General features: G+C 71.3%; 13 protein-coding genes. 4 read left to right on the top strand and 9 right to left on the bottom strand.

Annotated elements, in window-relative coordinates; translation table 11 throughout:
* Nucleotides 1–103: 103 nt before the first annotated feature.
* From ABTX18_RS23375 to ABTX18_RS23390, 4 genes are all read right to left on the bottom strand, one after another.
* Nucleotides 104–970, bottom strand: coding sequence for an ABC transporter ATP-binding protein (locus ABTX18_RS23375; RefSeq protein WP_503061190.1), 867 nt, complete (start codon nt 968–970; stop codon nt 104–106).
* Nucleotides 971–1,009: 39 nt separating this feature from the next.
* Entirely contained in the window at nt 1,010–2,017 is a 1,008-nt protein-coding gene (locus tag ABTX18_RS23380; RefSeq protein ID WP_352124850.1) for a FecCD family ABC transporter permease, read from the bottom strand.
* Between the two features lie 62 nt (nt 2,018–2,079).
* Nucleotides 2,080–3,138 carry a FecCD family ABC transporter permease gene (locus ABTX18_RS23385; RefSeq protein ID WP_352124676.1) on the bottom strand — a complete coding sequence of 353 codons (1,059 nt, stop codon included), beginning with the start codon at nt 3,136–3,138 and terminating at the stop codon, nt 2,080–2,082.
* Between the two features lie 63 nt (nt 3,139–3,201).
* Nucleotides 3,202–4,536 (bottom strand): lysine N(6)-hydroxylase/L-ornithine N(5)-oxygenase family protein, encoded by a 1,335-nt coding sequence (locus ABTX18_RS23390; RefSeq protein WP_352124677.1) that lies wholly within the window; start codon nt 4,534–4,536, stop codon nt 3,202–3,204.
* Nucleotides 4,537–4,783: 247 nt separating this feature from the next.
* On the opposite strand from ABTX18_RS23390, the gene ABTX18_RS23395 reads away from it, so the two are divergent.
* Nucleotides 4,784–5,731: a methionyl-tRNA formyltransferase gene (locus ABTX18_RS23395; RefSeq protein WP_352124678.1), complete on the top strand. Its 948-nt coding sequence runs from the start codon at nt 4,784–4,786 to the stop codon at nt 5,729–5,731.
* A 21-nt stretch (nt 5,732–5,752) separates the two neighbouring features.
* Here the strand turns inward: ABTX18_RS23395 and ABTX18_RS23400 are convergent, their stop codons facing one another.
* From ABTX18_RS23400 to ABTX18_RS23415, 4 genes are all read right to left on the bottom strand, one after another.
* A complete protein-coding gene (locus ABTX18_RS23400; RefSeq protein ID WP_352124679.1) occupies nt 5,753–6,679 on the bottom strand; it encodes an aminoglycoside phosphotransferase family protein in 927 nt (308 codons plus the stop codon).
* Nucleotides 6,680–6,775: 96 nt separating this feature from the next.
* Nucleotides 6,776–7,141 carry a hypothetical protein gene (locus ABTX18_RS23405; protein ID WP_352124680.1) on the bottom strand — a complete coding sequence of 122 codons (366 nt, stop codon included), beginning with the start codon at nt 7,139–7,141 and terminating at the stop codon, nt 6,776–6,778.
* A gap of 75 nt (nt 7,142–7,216) precedes the next feature.
* The gene (locus tag ABTX18_RS23410) at nt 7,217–7,828 is read right to left on the bottom strand and encodes an endonuclease (RefSeq protein WP_352124681.1); all 612 of its coding nucleotides are present in this window, start codon (nt 7,826–7,828) and stop codon (nt 7,217–7,219) included.
* 154 nt (nt 7,829–7,982) lie between these two features.
* Nucleotides 7,983–8,498: a DUF5133 domain-containing protein gene (locus ABTX18_RS23415; RefSeq protein ID WP_352124682.1), complete on the bottom strand. Its 516-nt coding sequence runs from the start codon at nt 8,496–8,498 to the stop codon at nt 7,983–7,985.
* Between the two features lie 385 nt (nt 8,499–8,883).
* On the opposite strand from ABTX18_RS23415, the gene ABTX18_RS23420 reads away from it, so the two are divergent.
* A complete protein-coding gene (locus ABTX18_RS23420; RefSeq protein ID WP_352124683.1) occupies nt 8,884–9,669 on the top strand; it encodes a VOC family protein in 786 nt (261 codons plus the stop codon).
* A 45-nt stretch (nt 9,670–9,714) separates the two neighbouring features.
* Here ABTX18_RS23420 and ABTX18_RS23425 read toward each other — a convergent pair whose 3' ends face one another.
* On the bottom strand, nt 9,715–11,202 hold the full coding sequence (locus tag ABTX18_RS23425; protein WP_352124684.1) for a SulP family inorganic anion transporter: 1,488 nt from the start codon (nt 11,200–11,202) through the stop codon (nt 9,715–9,717).
* 506 nt (nt 11,203–11,708) lie between these two features.
* Here ABTX18_RS23425 and ABTX18_RS23430 point away from each other — a divergent pair.
* Complete coding sequence (locus tag ABTX18_RS23430) at nt 11,709–12,479, top strand: uracil-DNA glycosylase (RefSeq protein WP_352124685.1); 771 nt, start codon at nt 11,709–11,711, stop codon at nt 12,477–12,479.
* A gap of 206 nt (nt 12,480–12,685) precedes the next feature.
* Nucleotides 12,686–14,263, top strand: a complete 1,578-nt coding sequence (locus tag ABTX18_RS23435) for an MFS transporter (RefSeq protein WP_503061191.1) — start codon at nt 12,686–12,688, stop codon at nt 14,261–14,263.
* Nucleotides 14,264–14,499: the final 236 nt, after the last annotated feature.

Raw genomic sequence — 14,499 nt, forward strand, 5'->3', positions numbered from 1 at the left:
TGCTTTCGCACTGTCCACTGAGCCCCGTATAAGGGCAGCCAAACCTTACCCCGATGAAGTGAGGGTAGCCTAGCCTAACCGTCGTACTTCCTTGGGCGGAAACCTAGTTGGGCGACACGTGGGTATGGGTACGGCCGATCGGCACGATGAGGGGCCGGTCGCCGACCGGATCGTCGATCACCATGGCGCGCAGCCCGAACGCCTCGTGCAGCAGCCCGGCGGTGATCACCTCGCGCGGGTGCCCCTGCGCCAGGATCGCCCCGTCCCGCATCACGACGAGGTGGTCGCTGTACCGGGTGGCGAGGTTGAGGTCGTGGAGCACCATGACGACGGTGCATCCCGACTCGTGCAGGTCGTCCACCAGGTCGAGCACATCGATCGCGTGCGCCAGGTCCAGGTACGTGGTCGGCTCGTCCAGCAGCAGCAGATCGGTGCCCTGGGCCAGCGTCATCGATATCCAGACCCGCTGACGCTGGCCGCCGGACAGCGAGTCGACGGGCCGGTCCGCCAGTTCGGACACCCCGGTCATGGCCAGCGCGGCCGCCACCACGTCGGCGTCGTCCGAGGACCACTGCCGCAGCCAGCTCTGGTGCGGATGCCGCCCCCTTGCGACCAGGTCGGCCACCGTCAGCCCTTCCGGGGCGACGGGGGCCTGCGGAAGCAGGCCGAGCTTCTTCGCCACGTCCCTGGTCCTGAGCGCGGCGATGTCCTCCCCGTCCAGGACGACCGCGCCCCTGGTGGGCTTGAGCAGGCGGGTCAGCGTGCGCAACAGGGTTGATTTGCCGCAGCCGTTGGGCCCGATGATCGTGGTGATCACGCCCGGCGGGATGGCGACGTCCAGCTCATCGATGACGGTCCGGCCGCCGTACCCGACGGTGACGCCTCTGGCGGCCAGCCGTGCGGTCTCCTCGACCGCCGGCTCGACGTCGGTGGTGTCGGTGGTGTCGGTGGTGGTGGGGTGAACGGCCACGGGGCCTCCTTGGTCCGGGTGTTCCATCTCGTCCTTCATCTATCTGAGGTTCGCCCGCACCAGCAGATACACCAGGAAGGGGCCGCCGACCGCGGCGGTGACCACCCCGACCGGGAGGGAGACCGGCAGCGCCGAGCGCGCCACCAGGTCGGAGCCGGTCAGCAGCAGCGCGCCGGTCAGCCCGGACGCCACCATCGGCGGGGTCGGGCACCTCGCCAGGCGCATCGCCACCTGCGGCGCCACCAGCGCGACGAACGGGACCGGGCCCGCCGCGCTCACCGCCACCGCGGCCAGCAGCACCGCACACAGCAGCAGGACGGCCCGCACCCGCGTGTACCGGACGCCGAGGCCCGCGGCGACCTCGTCACCGAGGTGCATCGGCTTGAACTGGAACGCGACGCAGGCCACCACGGCCATCAGGGCGAGCGAACACCACAACGCCACCCGGACCTCGTCCCAGGACCGGTTGTCGAGCGAGCCGACCAGCCACGCCTGGGCCCGAGCCACATCCCTGATGTCCGCCGAGACCAGCAGCCACGTCGTGACCGCCTCCGTCATGGCGCTCACCGAGATCCCGATGAGGATGAGCCGGAAGCCGTCGATCCCCCGCCGCCACGCCAGGAAGTACACCAGCAGGCCGGCCCCGAGACCACCGGCGAGCGCCGCCGCGGAGAGGCCGACCGAGCTGACGACGGCCGCCGCGGTCCCGCCCGACACCGTCACCAGGAACACCGCGACCATGCTCGCACCGCCGGTGATCCCGAGGACATCGGGACTGGCCAGCGGGTTGCGCGCGACGGACTGGGTGATCGCCCCGGACACCCCGAGCGCGATCCCGACGACGACGCCGGCCAGCGCCCGCGGCATCCGCAGGTCCATGATCACGAACTCGTCGACCTGCTCACCCCGGCCGAGGATCGTGGTGATCACCCGGGAGAGGCCGATGGGAAAGTCCCCGACGCCGATGGAGAGACAGAACACGAGGAAGCTCGCGGCCGCGAGCACCAGCGTGACCAGCACGAGCCAGGGCCGCCATACGAACGACATCCCGCCGAGCCGCACGCCCGGTGCCGGTGCCGGTGCCGGTGAGGCGTTTGTCCCGTTCACGTTCACGCGCTCCTGAACTTTCCGCGCCACACCAGAACCGCGAAGAACGGGGCCCCGAGGAGGGCGACGACGACACCCGCGTCCAACTCGCCCGGCCGCACCACCAGTCGGCCCACGATGTCGCACACCAGCAGGACGACGGCGCCGAGCAGACCGGCGTACGGCACCAGCCGGCGGTAGTCCGGACCGGTCAGAGAGCGGGCCACGTGCGCGACCATGAGGCCGAGGAAGGCGATGGGGCCGCACGCCGCCGTCGCCGCGCCCGCCAGCAGCGTGATGGCGAGGACGCCGACCGTCCGGCTCAGCGCGATGTTCACGCCCAGCCCGCGTGCCACGTCGTCACCGAGGTTCAGCAGGTTGAGGGAGGGCAGCATGGTGAGCGCCAGCAGCAGCCCGACGGCGACGAACCCGGTCACCGGCCAGATGACCTCGAAACCGACGCCCGCTACGGAGCCCGCGTTCCAGAACCGCAGCGCGTTCAGCGACTTCTGGTCCGACAGCGCGACGGCGGTCGTCATGGCCGCGAGGAACACGGTGATCCCCTGACCGGCCAGGGCGAGTGTGAGCGGATTGCCGGCGCCCCTGCCGATGCTCGCCAGCCCGAACACGACGACACCGGCGACCGCCGCTCCCACGAAGGCGAACCAGACGTACTGGAACGGATTGGTGAGCCCGAACACGGCGATCACCGACACCACGGCGAACGAGGCGCCCGCGTTCACCCCCAGCAGGCCGGTGTCCGCGATGGGGTTGCGTGTGTAGCCCTGGATCAGCGAGCCGCCGACGCCCAGGGCGACACCCGCGACGACGGCGAGCACCGTCCGGGGAACCCGCACGGTCCGCACGATGAGCCGGATCTCGGTGAGCCGCTGGTCGGATTCAGGCGCGGCGAACAGCCCGTGCCACACCTCGGCGGGGCTCAGCGCCCGCGCCCCCACGGCCAGGGACACCGCCGCCGCGACGACGAGGACGGCCAGCAGCGCCCCGAACCCCACAATCCGCCGCCGGGGGGGCGTAGTTGCGCCCCGGTCGGCGGGGCGCTCAACTGCAGTCGTGCTCATGTCGGTGTTCGTTATCCCTTTGATCCACTCGGAAGCGCGGCGGTCCGGACTCTGACGCCCCCGCTAGCGGGACGCGCCGGCCGTTCCGCCGACGGCGGGTTCCGCACCCCGGGCCAGGAGCGAGTCCAGGATCTCTCCGACCCGGATCGCGGTGTTGGAGAGCAGCGCCGACGTGATGCCGTGCGTGTGTTCCGTACCCCCCTGGAGGTAGATGCCGCAGCGCAGAGCGGAGTCCGTCGCGATGCGGTAGTCGCGCTCGACGCGGACCCGGCCGTGCTCGTCCCGCAGGCAGCGGTCCGCGACGTCGCCCAGGAGACCGAGCGGGTCCGCGGGGCTGTAGCCGGTGGCGAGCACCACCACGTCGGCGTCCAGCAGCGTCTCCTCGCCGGTGACGAGGGAGCGAACGGTGGCGCGGACGTGGTCCGGCGTCTCCTTGACCTCTTCGAGGCGCGACACGTTGAGGAAGCGCAGCCGCTCGGCGCCGAGCACCTTCTCCTGGTACATCTGCCGGTAGAGGTCGTCGATCAGGTCGATGTCCACCACGGAGTAGTTGGTGTTGCCGTGGTAGTCCATCAGCGCGCGCTTGACCCCCTCGGGCGCGGCGAAGTACTCGTCGACCGCCCCGGGGTCGAAGATCTTGTTGGCGAAACTGCTGTCGTCGGCGGGGCTGTAGCCGTAGCGGGAGAAGACCGCGCAGACCTCGGCCGTGGGGAAGCGGCGGTGCAGATAGGCGACGTTCTCCGCAGCGCTCTGCCCGGCGCCCACGACGACGAACCGCGCGGGCGAGGTTCCCTCCAGCGCGTCGACCTTCGCCAGGAGTTCGGAGTTGTGCCAGACCCGGTCGCCGCGCTCCACGCCTTCCGGCATGAGCGGGCGCAGCCCGGTGCCGATGACGAGGTTGCGCGCGCGGTGCACGGTGAGCCCCTCGCCTGACCGGACCGTCACGTCCAGGTGCTCCACGTCGCCGTCATGGACGACGGGCGTGACGCCGACGACCTCATGGTCGTAGGAGACCAGGCCGTCGACCTGTTTGGCGGCCCACTCGAAGTAGTCGTGGAACTCCACCCGCAGGGGGAAGAGGTTCTTGTGGTTGATGAAATCGATCAGCCGGCCCTTGCTCTGCAGGTAGCAGAGGAAGCTGAACTCGCTGGACGGGTTCCGGAGCGTCACCAGGTCCTTGAGGAAGGACACCTGCATGGTCGCGTCGTCGATGAGCATGCCGCGGTGCCAGCCGAAGCGCGGCTGCTGCTCGAAGAAGCGGGCGCTGACCGGCTCCTGGTTTCCGCCGCGTGCGTTGTGCTCGCTGATCGCGATCGCCATGGCCACATTGGACGGCCCGAAGCCGATGCCAATGAGGTCGTGGACCGGTGGTGTGTCGCCAGGATGAACCTGTGACATGTCACTCCCATCGTGCGGGGACGCCGCCTGTCAGAGGTGGGGAAAGCGCGAGAGACGGGCACGCCGAGGGAGCGACCCGAGAAACTTAGGTGAGCCTAAGCTAATGCACGGACCCTGTCGATAGGCCGGAACCGGCCAACAGGGACGCCAAAGCCCTCAACTCACCCACGCCAGCCGCCCATTGCGTGATTAGGTAAGCCTTGCTTTACTTGCTGACGCTCCATTCCTACGCTGAGGAGGAACCCCTATGCGGGTCGTCATGTTCGGTTACCAGACCTGGGGGCACCGCACCCTGCAAGCCCTCCTGGACTCCGAGCACGACGTGGTGCTGGTCGTGACCCATCCGCGGAGCGACCACGCGTACGAGAAGATCTGGAGCGACTCCGTCGCCGACCTCGCCGAAGAGCACGGCGTGCCGGTCCTGATCCGCAACCGCCCCGACGACGACGAGCTGTTCGACCGCCTGAAGGCGGCCGACGCGGACATCATCGTGGCCAACAACTGGCGGACCTGGATCCCCCCGCGCATCTTCGGCCTGCCCCGCCACGGCACGCTGAACATCCACGACTCGCTGCTGCCGAAGTACGCCGGCTTCTCCCCGCTGATCTGGGCCCTGATCAACGGGGAGAGCGAAGTGGGCGTCACCGCGCACCTGATGAACGACGAACTCGACGCGGGCGACATCGTCCGACAGGAGGCGGTCCCGGTCGGACCGGCGGACACCGCCACCGACCTCTTCCACAAGACCGTCGACCTCATCGCCCCGGTCACCACCGGAGCCCTCGCCCTCATCGCCGCCGGGCAGACGGAGTTCACGAAGCAGGACCGCTCCCGGGCCAGCTTCTTCCACAAGCGCTCCGCCGAGGACATCCGCATCGACTGGACCTGGCCGGCGCAGGACCTCGAACGCCTGGTGCGCGCCCAGTCGGAGCCGTACCCCAGCGCCTTCGCCTTCCATCGGGGCAAGCGCCTGGAGGTCCTGGCCGCCGTGGTGTCCCAGGGCCGTTACGGCGGAACGCCCGGCCGCATCTTCTACCGTGAGGGGGAGGGCGTGGTGATCGTCGCCGGCGCGGACGCCCGCACCGGCCGCAACCACGGCCTGGCCCTGACGCGCGTACGCACCGAGGACGGCCGGGAGATGCCCGCGACGGAGTACTTCACCACCATGGGCGGCTACCTGACGAGCCGCCCCTGACCCTTGGCCGCGGCCGGCCGCTCAGCGCGCCGTCGCGACGAGGCGTCGCAGTGAGGCCTGTGCGGGCGGGCCCCAACTGGCCTTGCCGCCGGGGCGGCCGTGAACACCGGCGTCGCCGACGAGGATGCCGCTGAGGGCCTGCCGCACCGCCCAGCCGCGGGCGCGGCGCAGGGTGGCGGCGTCCGCGGTCGGCCGGTAGGCGGCGTGGAAGCGGTCGACCCCGTCGTCCGGCAGCAGCACCCAGGGAGCGGCAAGGTCGCACGCCGGATCCCCCGAACAGAGATCGCCGAAGTCGATCACGCCGCAGAGGGTGCCGTCGGCTGTGAGGACGTTGGCCGGATGCAGGTCTGCGTGGAGCCACAGCGCCGGCCCGGCCCACTCGGGCGCGGCGACGGCGTCCTCCCAGACCGCGCGGACGGCGTCGGGATCCGCGATCAGCCCGCGCTCGGCGACCGAGTCGAGCGTCTTGAGGAGTTCCCCGGAGAAGCGGGACAGCGACCCGCCGCGGCCGAAACGCCCGACGGGCGCCGTGCCGGGGGCCGGGGCATGGAGCGCCGTCAGAAAGCCGGCCAGGGCATCGGCCGCGTCGGCGGCCCTGGTGACGGGAGCCCGGTCGGCGGGCTCACCGGGTACCCACGTGGTGACGATCCAGGGGCGCGGAAACCGCTCGGACGGCTCGCCGAGGCGTTGCGGCACCGGGACCGGCAGCGGAAGGCCCGGCGCGAGGACCGGCAGCCAGGTGTGTTCCCCGAGAAGCAGCTCGTCGGCCGACTGCGTCGCCCACGGCAGCCGCACGGCGAGATCGTCGCCGAGCCGCCACAGCTGGTTGTCCCAGCCGCGCGCGCCCAGCCGCACGGCCCGGTCGGCCAGGTCGGGGTGCTGGTCGCGCAGCAGTTCCCGTACGAACTCCGCGGTCATCCCGGTCTCGGTGGTATCGGTCTGCGTCATGCGGCCCCACGGTAGCCGGGCCTGTCGCCGTGGAGACTGCGGAGACCGGAGACGGAAACCGGAGACCGCCGCCGACTGCCGTGCGCGGACCATCCCTCACGAACCGCCTCCCGCGGCCGTCGACGAGAGCATCCGCAGCGTCTCCTCCGGGTCGGGGACCGAGACCGCCAGCCTGCTGAGCGGTGCGCTGCGGTGGAGCTCCAGACAGAGCACCGGGCCGCCCGACCGCACGAGCGTGAAGTCCTGGCCCTGGGGGTGTTTCCGGATGCCCGCGCACAGTGTGGCGGGAAGGCATGTACCGCGGTCGCGTTCACCGCGCAGCGCGCGCCACCAGTCGGGCTCGACGTACGCGCGGCGCAGTGCCGATTCCGGTACCCGCACGTCGCGACGGCGGGCCGCCGCCTTCTCCCACCACGACAGCCGTACGACGATGTCCCCGCCGTCGACCACCACGCGCGCCATGGATCTGCCTCCCGTCTGCCCGGCCGGATACGGTCCGGTTTCGTGAAGACCTCCGGCGAGCGGGAACCGGAGCGCTCATTTGGCCAGTTCGACCCGGACCAGCGCGGCCGCCAGCCTCGGCAGATCCTCGTCGCGGACGAGTCCTGCCAGCCCTTCGGGTGTGTCCGGCAGCCCCAGTCCTGCGGCGGCGTGACGGGCCCGGGTGTCGAACGCCGGGCGCAGCTCCGGCCACAGCCCCTGGGCTTCTCGGCTGAAGATGTCCGCGCCCACGGGTCCGATCCGGGGGAACTCCTGCAACAGCCCGCGCACTCGCTCCGGATCTCCGTCGGCCTCCTCGCGCAGCCGCCGCAAGTCCCCGCGATACCGGTCGCGCAGGAGTTCCGCCCCGTCTCCGAGCGCGGTGGCCGTGCTCTCGTCGTAACGGCGGTAGTGCGCGCGGCCCAGCGCGTCCACCCGGTCCTGCCAGGATGCCTTCAGCATGGCCTGCGGCGTACGCATCCCCGCTCCGGACAGTTCCCGGGCCGCGGCCACCGCGATGTCGGCTTTGATGCGGACCGACAGGAGTACGCAGAGCGTCAGCAAGCGGTACAGCGGCGCGGGGGTGTCCCGGAGCCGGATTCCGGCTTCATCGGCGTAGGTGCGCCCGTGCTCGTCGAGCAGCCGCTTCACTGTTGCCGACCGGGACATGGAGCACCTCCCAAGGCGCCACCGGCGGCCCTTCGTCTCCGTGCCGTGTCGTGCTCCGGGGCGGCCGGCCGCCTCTCATTTTACTCGCGCGGGTGGGCGCGCGGCCTCGTGCGAGGGCGGGCCCGCAGGCGCGCCCCGGGCCCCGCGGCCCGCGCTACGGCTGGGTGGCGAGGTGCTGTTCCGCCGCCAGCACCGCGTCGTGCACGCCCGTCCTGCCCAGCAGCACGCACAGCGTGTACGCGGCGTCGTCGAGTGCCTGGCGCGCCTTCATGTCGGACGGAGCGGCGGTCAGCCGGGACTGGCACGCGCGGAATTCCGCCAGGACCTCCTCGGTCCGGGCCCGGCTCGGCATCAGTCCGATGCAGGCCGACCGCGGCGACACCGTGCGGGCGGTCGCCACGGCCCGGTGCAGCGCCCGCTCGACCACGGCCGGCATCGCGGCGCCGCGCGACCCGGCGGCCATGGCGGCAGCGACCTCGGCCGGTGTCACGCCCGCCGCTTTCGCCGCGACGCCCAGCACCCACCTGGCGTCCCGGGCCGAGCAGGGGGTCACCGCCATGACGGTGCCCACCGCCCACGCGGCCCTGGGCTCGTCGATGGGGGGCGAAGTCGCGGACGCCGGCGCTTCGGGCAGCGGGCTCGTGCTGTCGGACTCGAGGTTGCGGGGCATGCGGGCAGACATCATCATCAGGGCCATTTCTCGACGCAGCGACGGAGGAGTTCCGCGACGGCCGAGGGGAGACATGCCGGCCTTCGCCCGCCCCCGTGTGCTCATTTCCGACAACATGACATCCGGAGGACAAGCGCGCCTGCGGGCCAAGCCGGTCGGGTGATCGCCCGACCGGGTGAGGCGGGAGAGGAACGTGCCAGGCGTGAGGAATGTGCGGTACGGGAGGCGGGGTCCGGGTGCGGTGGAGTTCGTGGCGTGCCCACAGTTGTAAGGCACAGCCGTCGGTCGGACCACCGCCGGCGGAGGAAGCGCGAGGTTTGCGGGCCGACGGCTCGCCGTGAGCCCCGCATGCGAGCTTCACCCGCCACCACACAAGGAGTCTGCGATGCCGGCCCTCGGAACGACCATGCCGGTGACCGGCGCGCCCTGCTGGGTGAGCCTGGTGACGCCCGATCCTCGCGCCGCCCGGTCGTTCTATGCCCAGGTGATGGGGTGGGAGTTCATCGACAGTTCCCTCGGAACGGACTTCTCGGTCGCCATGGCGGACGGCGAACCCGTCGCGGGCATGGGGTACTGCCACGGGCACGGCCTCCCCGCCCGCTGGACGCCGTACTTCGCCGTGGCCGACGCCGACGAGACCGCCGACCGGGTCAGGGAGCGGGGGGCCACGCTCGCCGTGGGGCCCGCGCGACTGGGCGGCGGCCGTGCCGCCCTCGCGGCGGACCGCGACGGGGCCGCTTTCGGTTTCTGGGAGGGGCCGGCTCTGGCCTGGACGGTGGGTCAGGGCAGTGCGCCCGCGCGTCTGGACCTCATGACGCGCCATGCGTTCGAGGCGGCCATCTTCTACGCCGAGGTCTTCGACTGGGCGAAGCCGGGCGGCGGCGGCTGCACGGTGGACTACGCCGAGGACCATGTGGTCATCCAGGTGGCCGGGCACACCGTCGCCACGCTCCGGGGCGGCGGCATGGAATCCGCCCCGGACCCGAGGATGCGGCCGAGGTGGGTGGTGGACTTCCGCGTGGCGGACAGCCGGGCGGCCGCGGCGGCGGCCGACGCGGCGGACGGCGAATCCTCCCCGGCGCTTCCCCCGCTCGGCTGCTCGAAGGACGCCTACATCATCCGCGACCCCGGCGGTGCGCTCTTCACCGTCTCGGGCTCCGGCGCGGAATGACGCCGGGGACCCGGTGAGCCGCGTGGCGCCGCGGTCCACCCCGTATCAGTGGCTGGTGAGTTCTCCGGTCAGCCTGCCGTGCAGATCGGCACTGGGGTCGTTGAGGCCGATGATCTCGACGGTCTTGCCGCGCTGGGCGTACTTGGTCTCGATGGCGTCGAGGGCGGCCACGGAGGAGGCGTCCCAGATATGGGCGGCGGACAGGTCGATGACGACCCTTTGGGGGTCCCCCGCGTAGTCGAACCGGCCGACGAGATCGTTGGAGGAAGCGAAGAAGAGCTCGCCGCTCACTGAGTACACGACGGCGGTGCCGTCGGGATCGGTGACGGCGGTGACGTCGGCGAGGCGTGCGACGCGCTTGGCGAAGACGACCATCGCCGTGACGGAACCGACGACCACACCGATGGCGAGGTTGTGGGTCGCGACCACCACGGCCACGGTGATGACCATGACGGCGATCTCACCGGCGGGCATCCGCCGGAGAGTCTTCGGGGCGATGGAGTGCCAGTCGAAGGTCGCGAAGGACACCATGACCATGACGGCTACCAGGGCGGCCATCGGAATGTCGGACACCACCGGGCCGAAGACGACGCACAACACCATCAGGAAGGTGCCGGCGAGGAAGGTGGACAGCCGGGTGCGGGCGCCGGAGACCTTCACGTTGATCATCGTCTGGCCGATCATCGCGCAGCCGCCCATGCCGCCGAAGAACCCGGTGACGATGTTGGCGATGCCCTGCCCGATGGACTCACGGGTCTTGGAGGAGTGCGTGTCGGTGATGTCGTCGACGAGCTTCGCGGTCATCAGCGATTCCATCAGCCCGACCAGCGCCATCGCGAAGGCGTAGGGGGCGATCGTCGTCAGGGTGTCGAGGGTGAACGGGACGTCGGGCAGGCCCGGCACCGGCAGCGAGGCCGGCAGGTCCCCCTTGTCCCCCACGGTCGGCACGGCGATCCCCGCCGCGACCGTGATGACGGTGAGGATGACGATGGAGACCAGCGGGGCCGGGATCACCCTGGTGACCCTCGGGAAGAACACCATCAGCGCGAGCCCGCCGGCGATCAGCGGATACACGGCCCACGGCACGTCGTGCATCTCCGGCACCTGCGCCATGAAGATCAGGATGGCGAGCGCGTTGACGAAGCCGACCATCACCGAGCGCGGCACGAACCGCATGAGCTTCGCCACCCCCAGGGCGCCGAGCGCGACCTGGAAGATCCCGGCCAGGATCACCGCGGCGATCAGGTAGCCGAGCCCGTGCTCCCGGTTCAGTGGTGCGATCACGAGGGCGACGGCGCCGGTGGCGGCGGAGATCATGGCCCGGCGGCCTCCGACGACCGAGATGACCACGGCCATCGTGAACGAGGCGAACAGACCGATCGCCGGGTCGACACCCGCGATGACCGAGAACGAGATGGCCTCGGGGATCAGCGCGAGCCCGACGACCAGACCGGCCAGCACCTCCGTACGCCAGACCTTCGGGTCGGACAGCCAGTCGGGCTTGAGGCCGCGCAGAACAGCGGCGGGCGTCATGACGGAAGAGGACAAGGAGGCGAGTACCTGTCGTGCTCGGGCCGGCCCCGCCGGCAGGCCGGGGACATGGCGGGAAGGGCGCGAAGGGGCCGGTTCGGCACCTCGCGGGCGGCCCTTGGACGGGCCGGATGTCGAGGGGAAGGACGAATCCCGGGCCGTGCGCAGGCGGACTCCGCGCGCTTCACACCCGGGGGCGAAGGGTCACGGCGGGCAGGCGGCGCGCCGCACCCTGGGCTCGCGCACGCTCACTCCTGCGAGAATCGGATCTTCGCCGGGGGCGTCTTCGGTCCCGGAACTGGTGGGAGCGGGGCAGCCCAGCCGCCCTCGCCGCCCACAACTCTACCCGTTCGGGTGTGCGTGGTGCTCCCTCCCCGTGCTTGATCTCAGGGGTCCGGCGGGGAGAGTCTCGTTGTTCCACAACAGCTCCAGCATGGCTGTCGCCTCGTCATCGCTCCCGAGCGGCTACGGACGCGATCGCCGCCTGCTGCTCCGAATCGGGGTTGATCATGTCCGGAACCCAGGACTATCCGGTGTCGGCCGCCGCCCGAGCCGGCACGCTGGCCGATCTCGACGCCCAACTGGTGTCGTGCCGTGCCTGCCCGCGTCTGGTCGCCTGGCGCGAGGAGACCGCCCGTGCCAAACGCGCCGCCTTCCGTGACTGGGAGTACTGGGGACGGCCCGTGCCCGGGTTCGGGCCGGCGAACGCTCCGCTGGTGATCTCGGGGCTGGCGCCCGCCGCGCACGGCGCGAACCGGACGGGCCGGATGTTCACCGGGGACCAGGCCGGCGACCTGCTCTTCGCGACGCTCCACGAGCTCGGCCTGGCCTCCCGGGCCACGGCGACGCACCGGACCGACGGACTGGAGCTGCACGGGGTCAGGGTCACCTCGCCGGTGCACTGCGCACCGCCCGCCAATCTCCCCACCACCGGTGAGCGCGACACCTGTCGCCCCTGGCTGGCCCGGGAGCTGCAACTGCTGCGTCCCACGGCACGCGCCGTCGTCGTGCTGGGCGGCTTCGGCTGGCAGGCCGCCCTGGCGGCACTACGACAGGCCGGGTGGGACCTGCCTCGTCCGCGTCCGCCGTTCGGCCACGGCGTACGGACGGCCCTGACGCACACCGACGGCGCCACCGCCCCGCTGACGCTCTTCGGCTGCTACCACGTGAGCCGGCGCAACGTGCAGACCGGCCGCCTCACCCCGGGCATGCTGCGCGAGGTGCTCGCCGAGGCCGCGCACACGGCCGGACTCCCCTTCGTGCGACCGCAGGCGGGGTAAGCAGGCAGGCGCGCCCGCGGCCCTCTCGGAACAAGCCGTCCTTTGACGCGAGACCGGGCCGGCGCTCGCCCGCACCCCGTGTGGGCGAGCGCCACCGCGTGTGCGGCGGCGTCGCCCGGGCACCTGACCGATATTGAGTGCACCGCTGGATGCGGCGCGGTCGCGCAGTGCGTACCCGCCGCCCGGACGAGGAGAGAGGCGCTGCTGTGACACCTCCCACCGCATCGGAGGAGCCCGGAGACAGGACGGTCGGCCCCGGTGGCGGGGGCGGCAGCAGAGGCCGGCGCCGCGGTCCGCAGGACGAGGCGGCGGCGCCGGGCGATTCCGGGCTCGGTGTCGTGACGACGGCCGTACCGGCCCGGCTGGACCGGCTGCCCTGGTCGCGCTGGCACTGGATGATCGTCATCGGCCTCGGCACCGTATGGATCCTCGACGGCCTGGAGGTGACGACGGTCGGCAACATCGCGAGCCGGCTGTCGGAGGAGGGTTCCGGGCTGGCCATCACGTCCGCCCAGGTCACCGGCCTGGCCGCCGCCCTCTATGTGGCCGGGGCCTGCTCGGGGGCGCTGTTCTTCGGCTGGCTGACCGACCGGTACGGCCGCAAGAAGCTGTTCATGGTCACGCTCGCCGTGTACCTGGCCGCGACCGCGATGACCGCCCTGTCGTTCAGCGCCTGGTGGTTCTTCCTCTTCCGCTTCCTCACCGGTGTCGGCATCGGCGGGGAGTACGCGGCCATCAACTCGGCGATCGACGAGCTGATCCCCTCGAAGTACCGGGGCCGGGTCGATCTCATCATCAACGGCAGCTACTGGCTGGGCGCGGTCGGCGGGGCGCTGCTGTCGATCGTCATGCTGAACACGGACTACTTCCCGAAGGACCTGGGCTGGCGGCTCACGTTCGCCCTCGGTGTCGTCCTGGGCCTCGTGATCCTGCTCGTACGGCGGCATGTGCCGGAGAGCCCGCGGTGGCAGTTCATCCATGGGCGCGGTGAGGAGGCCGACCAGCTCGTCGGCTCGGTCGAGCGGGAGATCGAGGAGGAGAAGCACGAGAAGCTGCCGCCTCCGGCCGGTGACATCACCATCCACGAACGCAAGGGCATCGGTTTCGGTCTCATCGCGAAGACGGTCTTCCGCAGCTATCCCAAACGCGCGGTGCTCGGGCTGTCCCTCTTCATCGGGCAGGCTTTCCTCTACAACGCGATCACCTTCGGTTTCGGATCGATCCTCACCACGTTCTTCGATGTCGGGAGCGGCCACACCGGCTACTACTTCGCGGTGATCGCGGCCGGCAACTTCGTCGGCCCGCTGGTGCTGGGCAAGCTGTTCGACACCATCGGGCGGCGCGTCATGATCGCCGCCACGTACATCGTGCCGGGCATCCTGCTCTTCATCACCGCCTGGCTCTTCGACAGGGGCTCGCTCACCGCCAACACCCTCACCGCCTGTTGGTGCGTCGTGCTGTTCTTCGCCTCCGCCGGGGCGAGCAGCGCGTATCTGACCGTCTCCGAGGTGTTCCCGATGGAGACCAGGGCCATGGCCATCGCGTTCTTCTACGCGGTCGGTACGGCGGTCGGCGGCATCAGCGGCCCCCTCATCTTCGCCGACCTCACGGAGTCGGGCGTTCCGGGCGACACGGCCCTCGCCTTCTGCATCGGCGCGGGGCTGATGTGCGCGGCGGGCATCGTGGCGGCCTTCCTCGCGGTCGACGCCGAGCAGCGCTCCCTGGAGGACATCGCGAGGCCGCTCTCCCAGACACAGGACGCCGGCGCTCCCGGGTCCCGGTGACGCCGCGGTTCCGGTGCCCGGGCCGACCGTCGCCGGGCGGCGTGCCGGGCGTGCCGCATGGCTCGCCGGTACGGCGCAGGCCCGCTCCGGCGCCGGATGCCTGCACGGCCAATGGGGCGTATGGTCCGCTTATGGGCGATTGTTGGCGTGCCCGGTTTCCGGCAGCCCTGCCCGAGCTCCTGGGGCGCGGCGCCCTCTTCTGGTTCCCGGAACACGGCCGGTGGGCGCGGGTGGAC

The sequence above is a fragment of the Streptomyces sp. NPDC096323 genome (assembly GCF_040302845.1).
GTDB lineage: Bacteria > Actinomycetota > Actinomycetes > Streptomycetales > Streptomycetaceae > Streptomyces.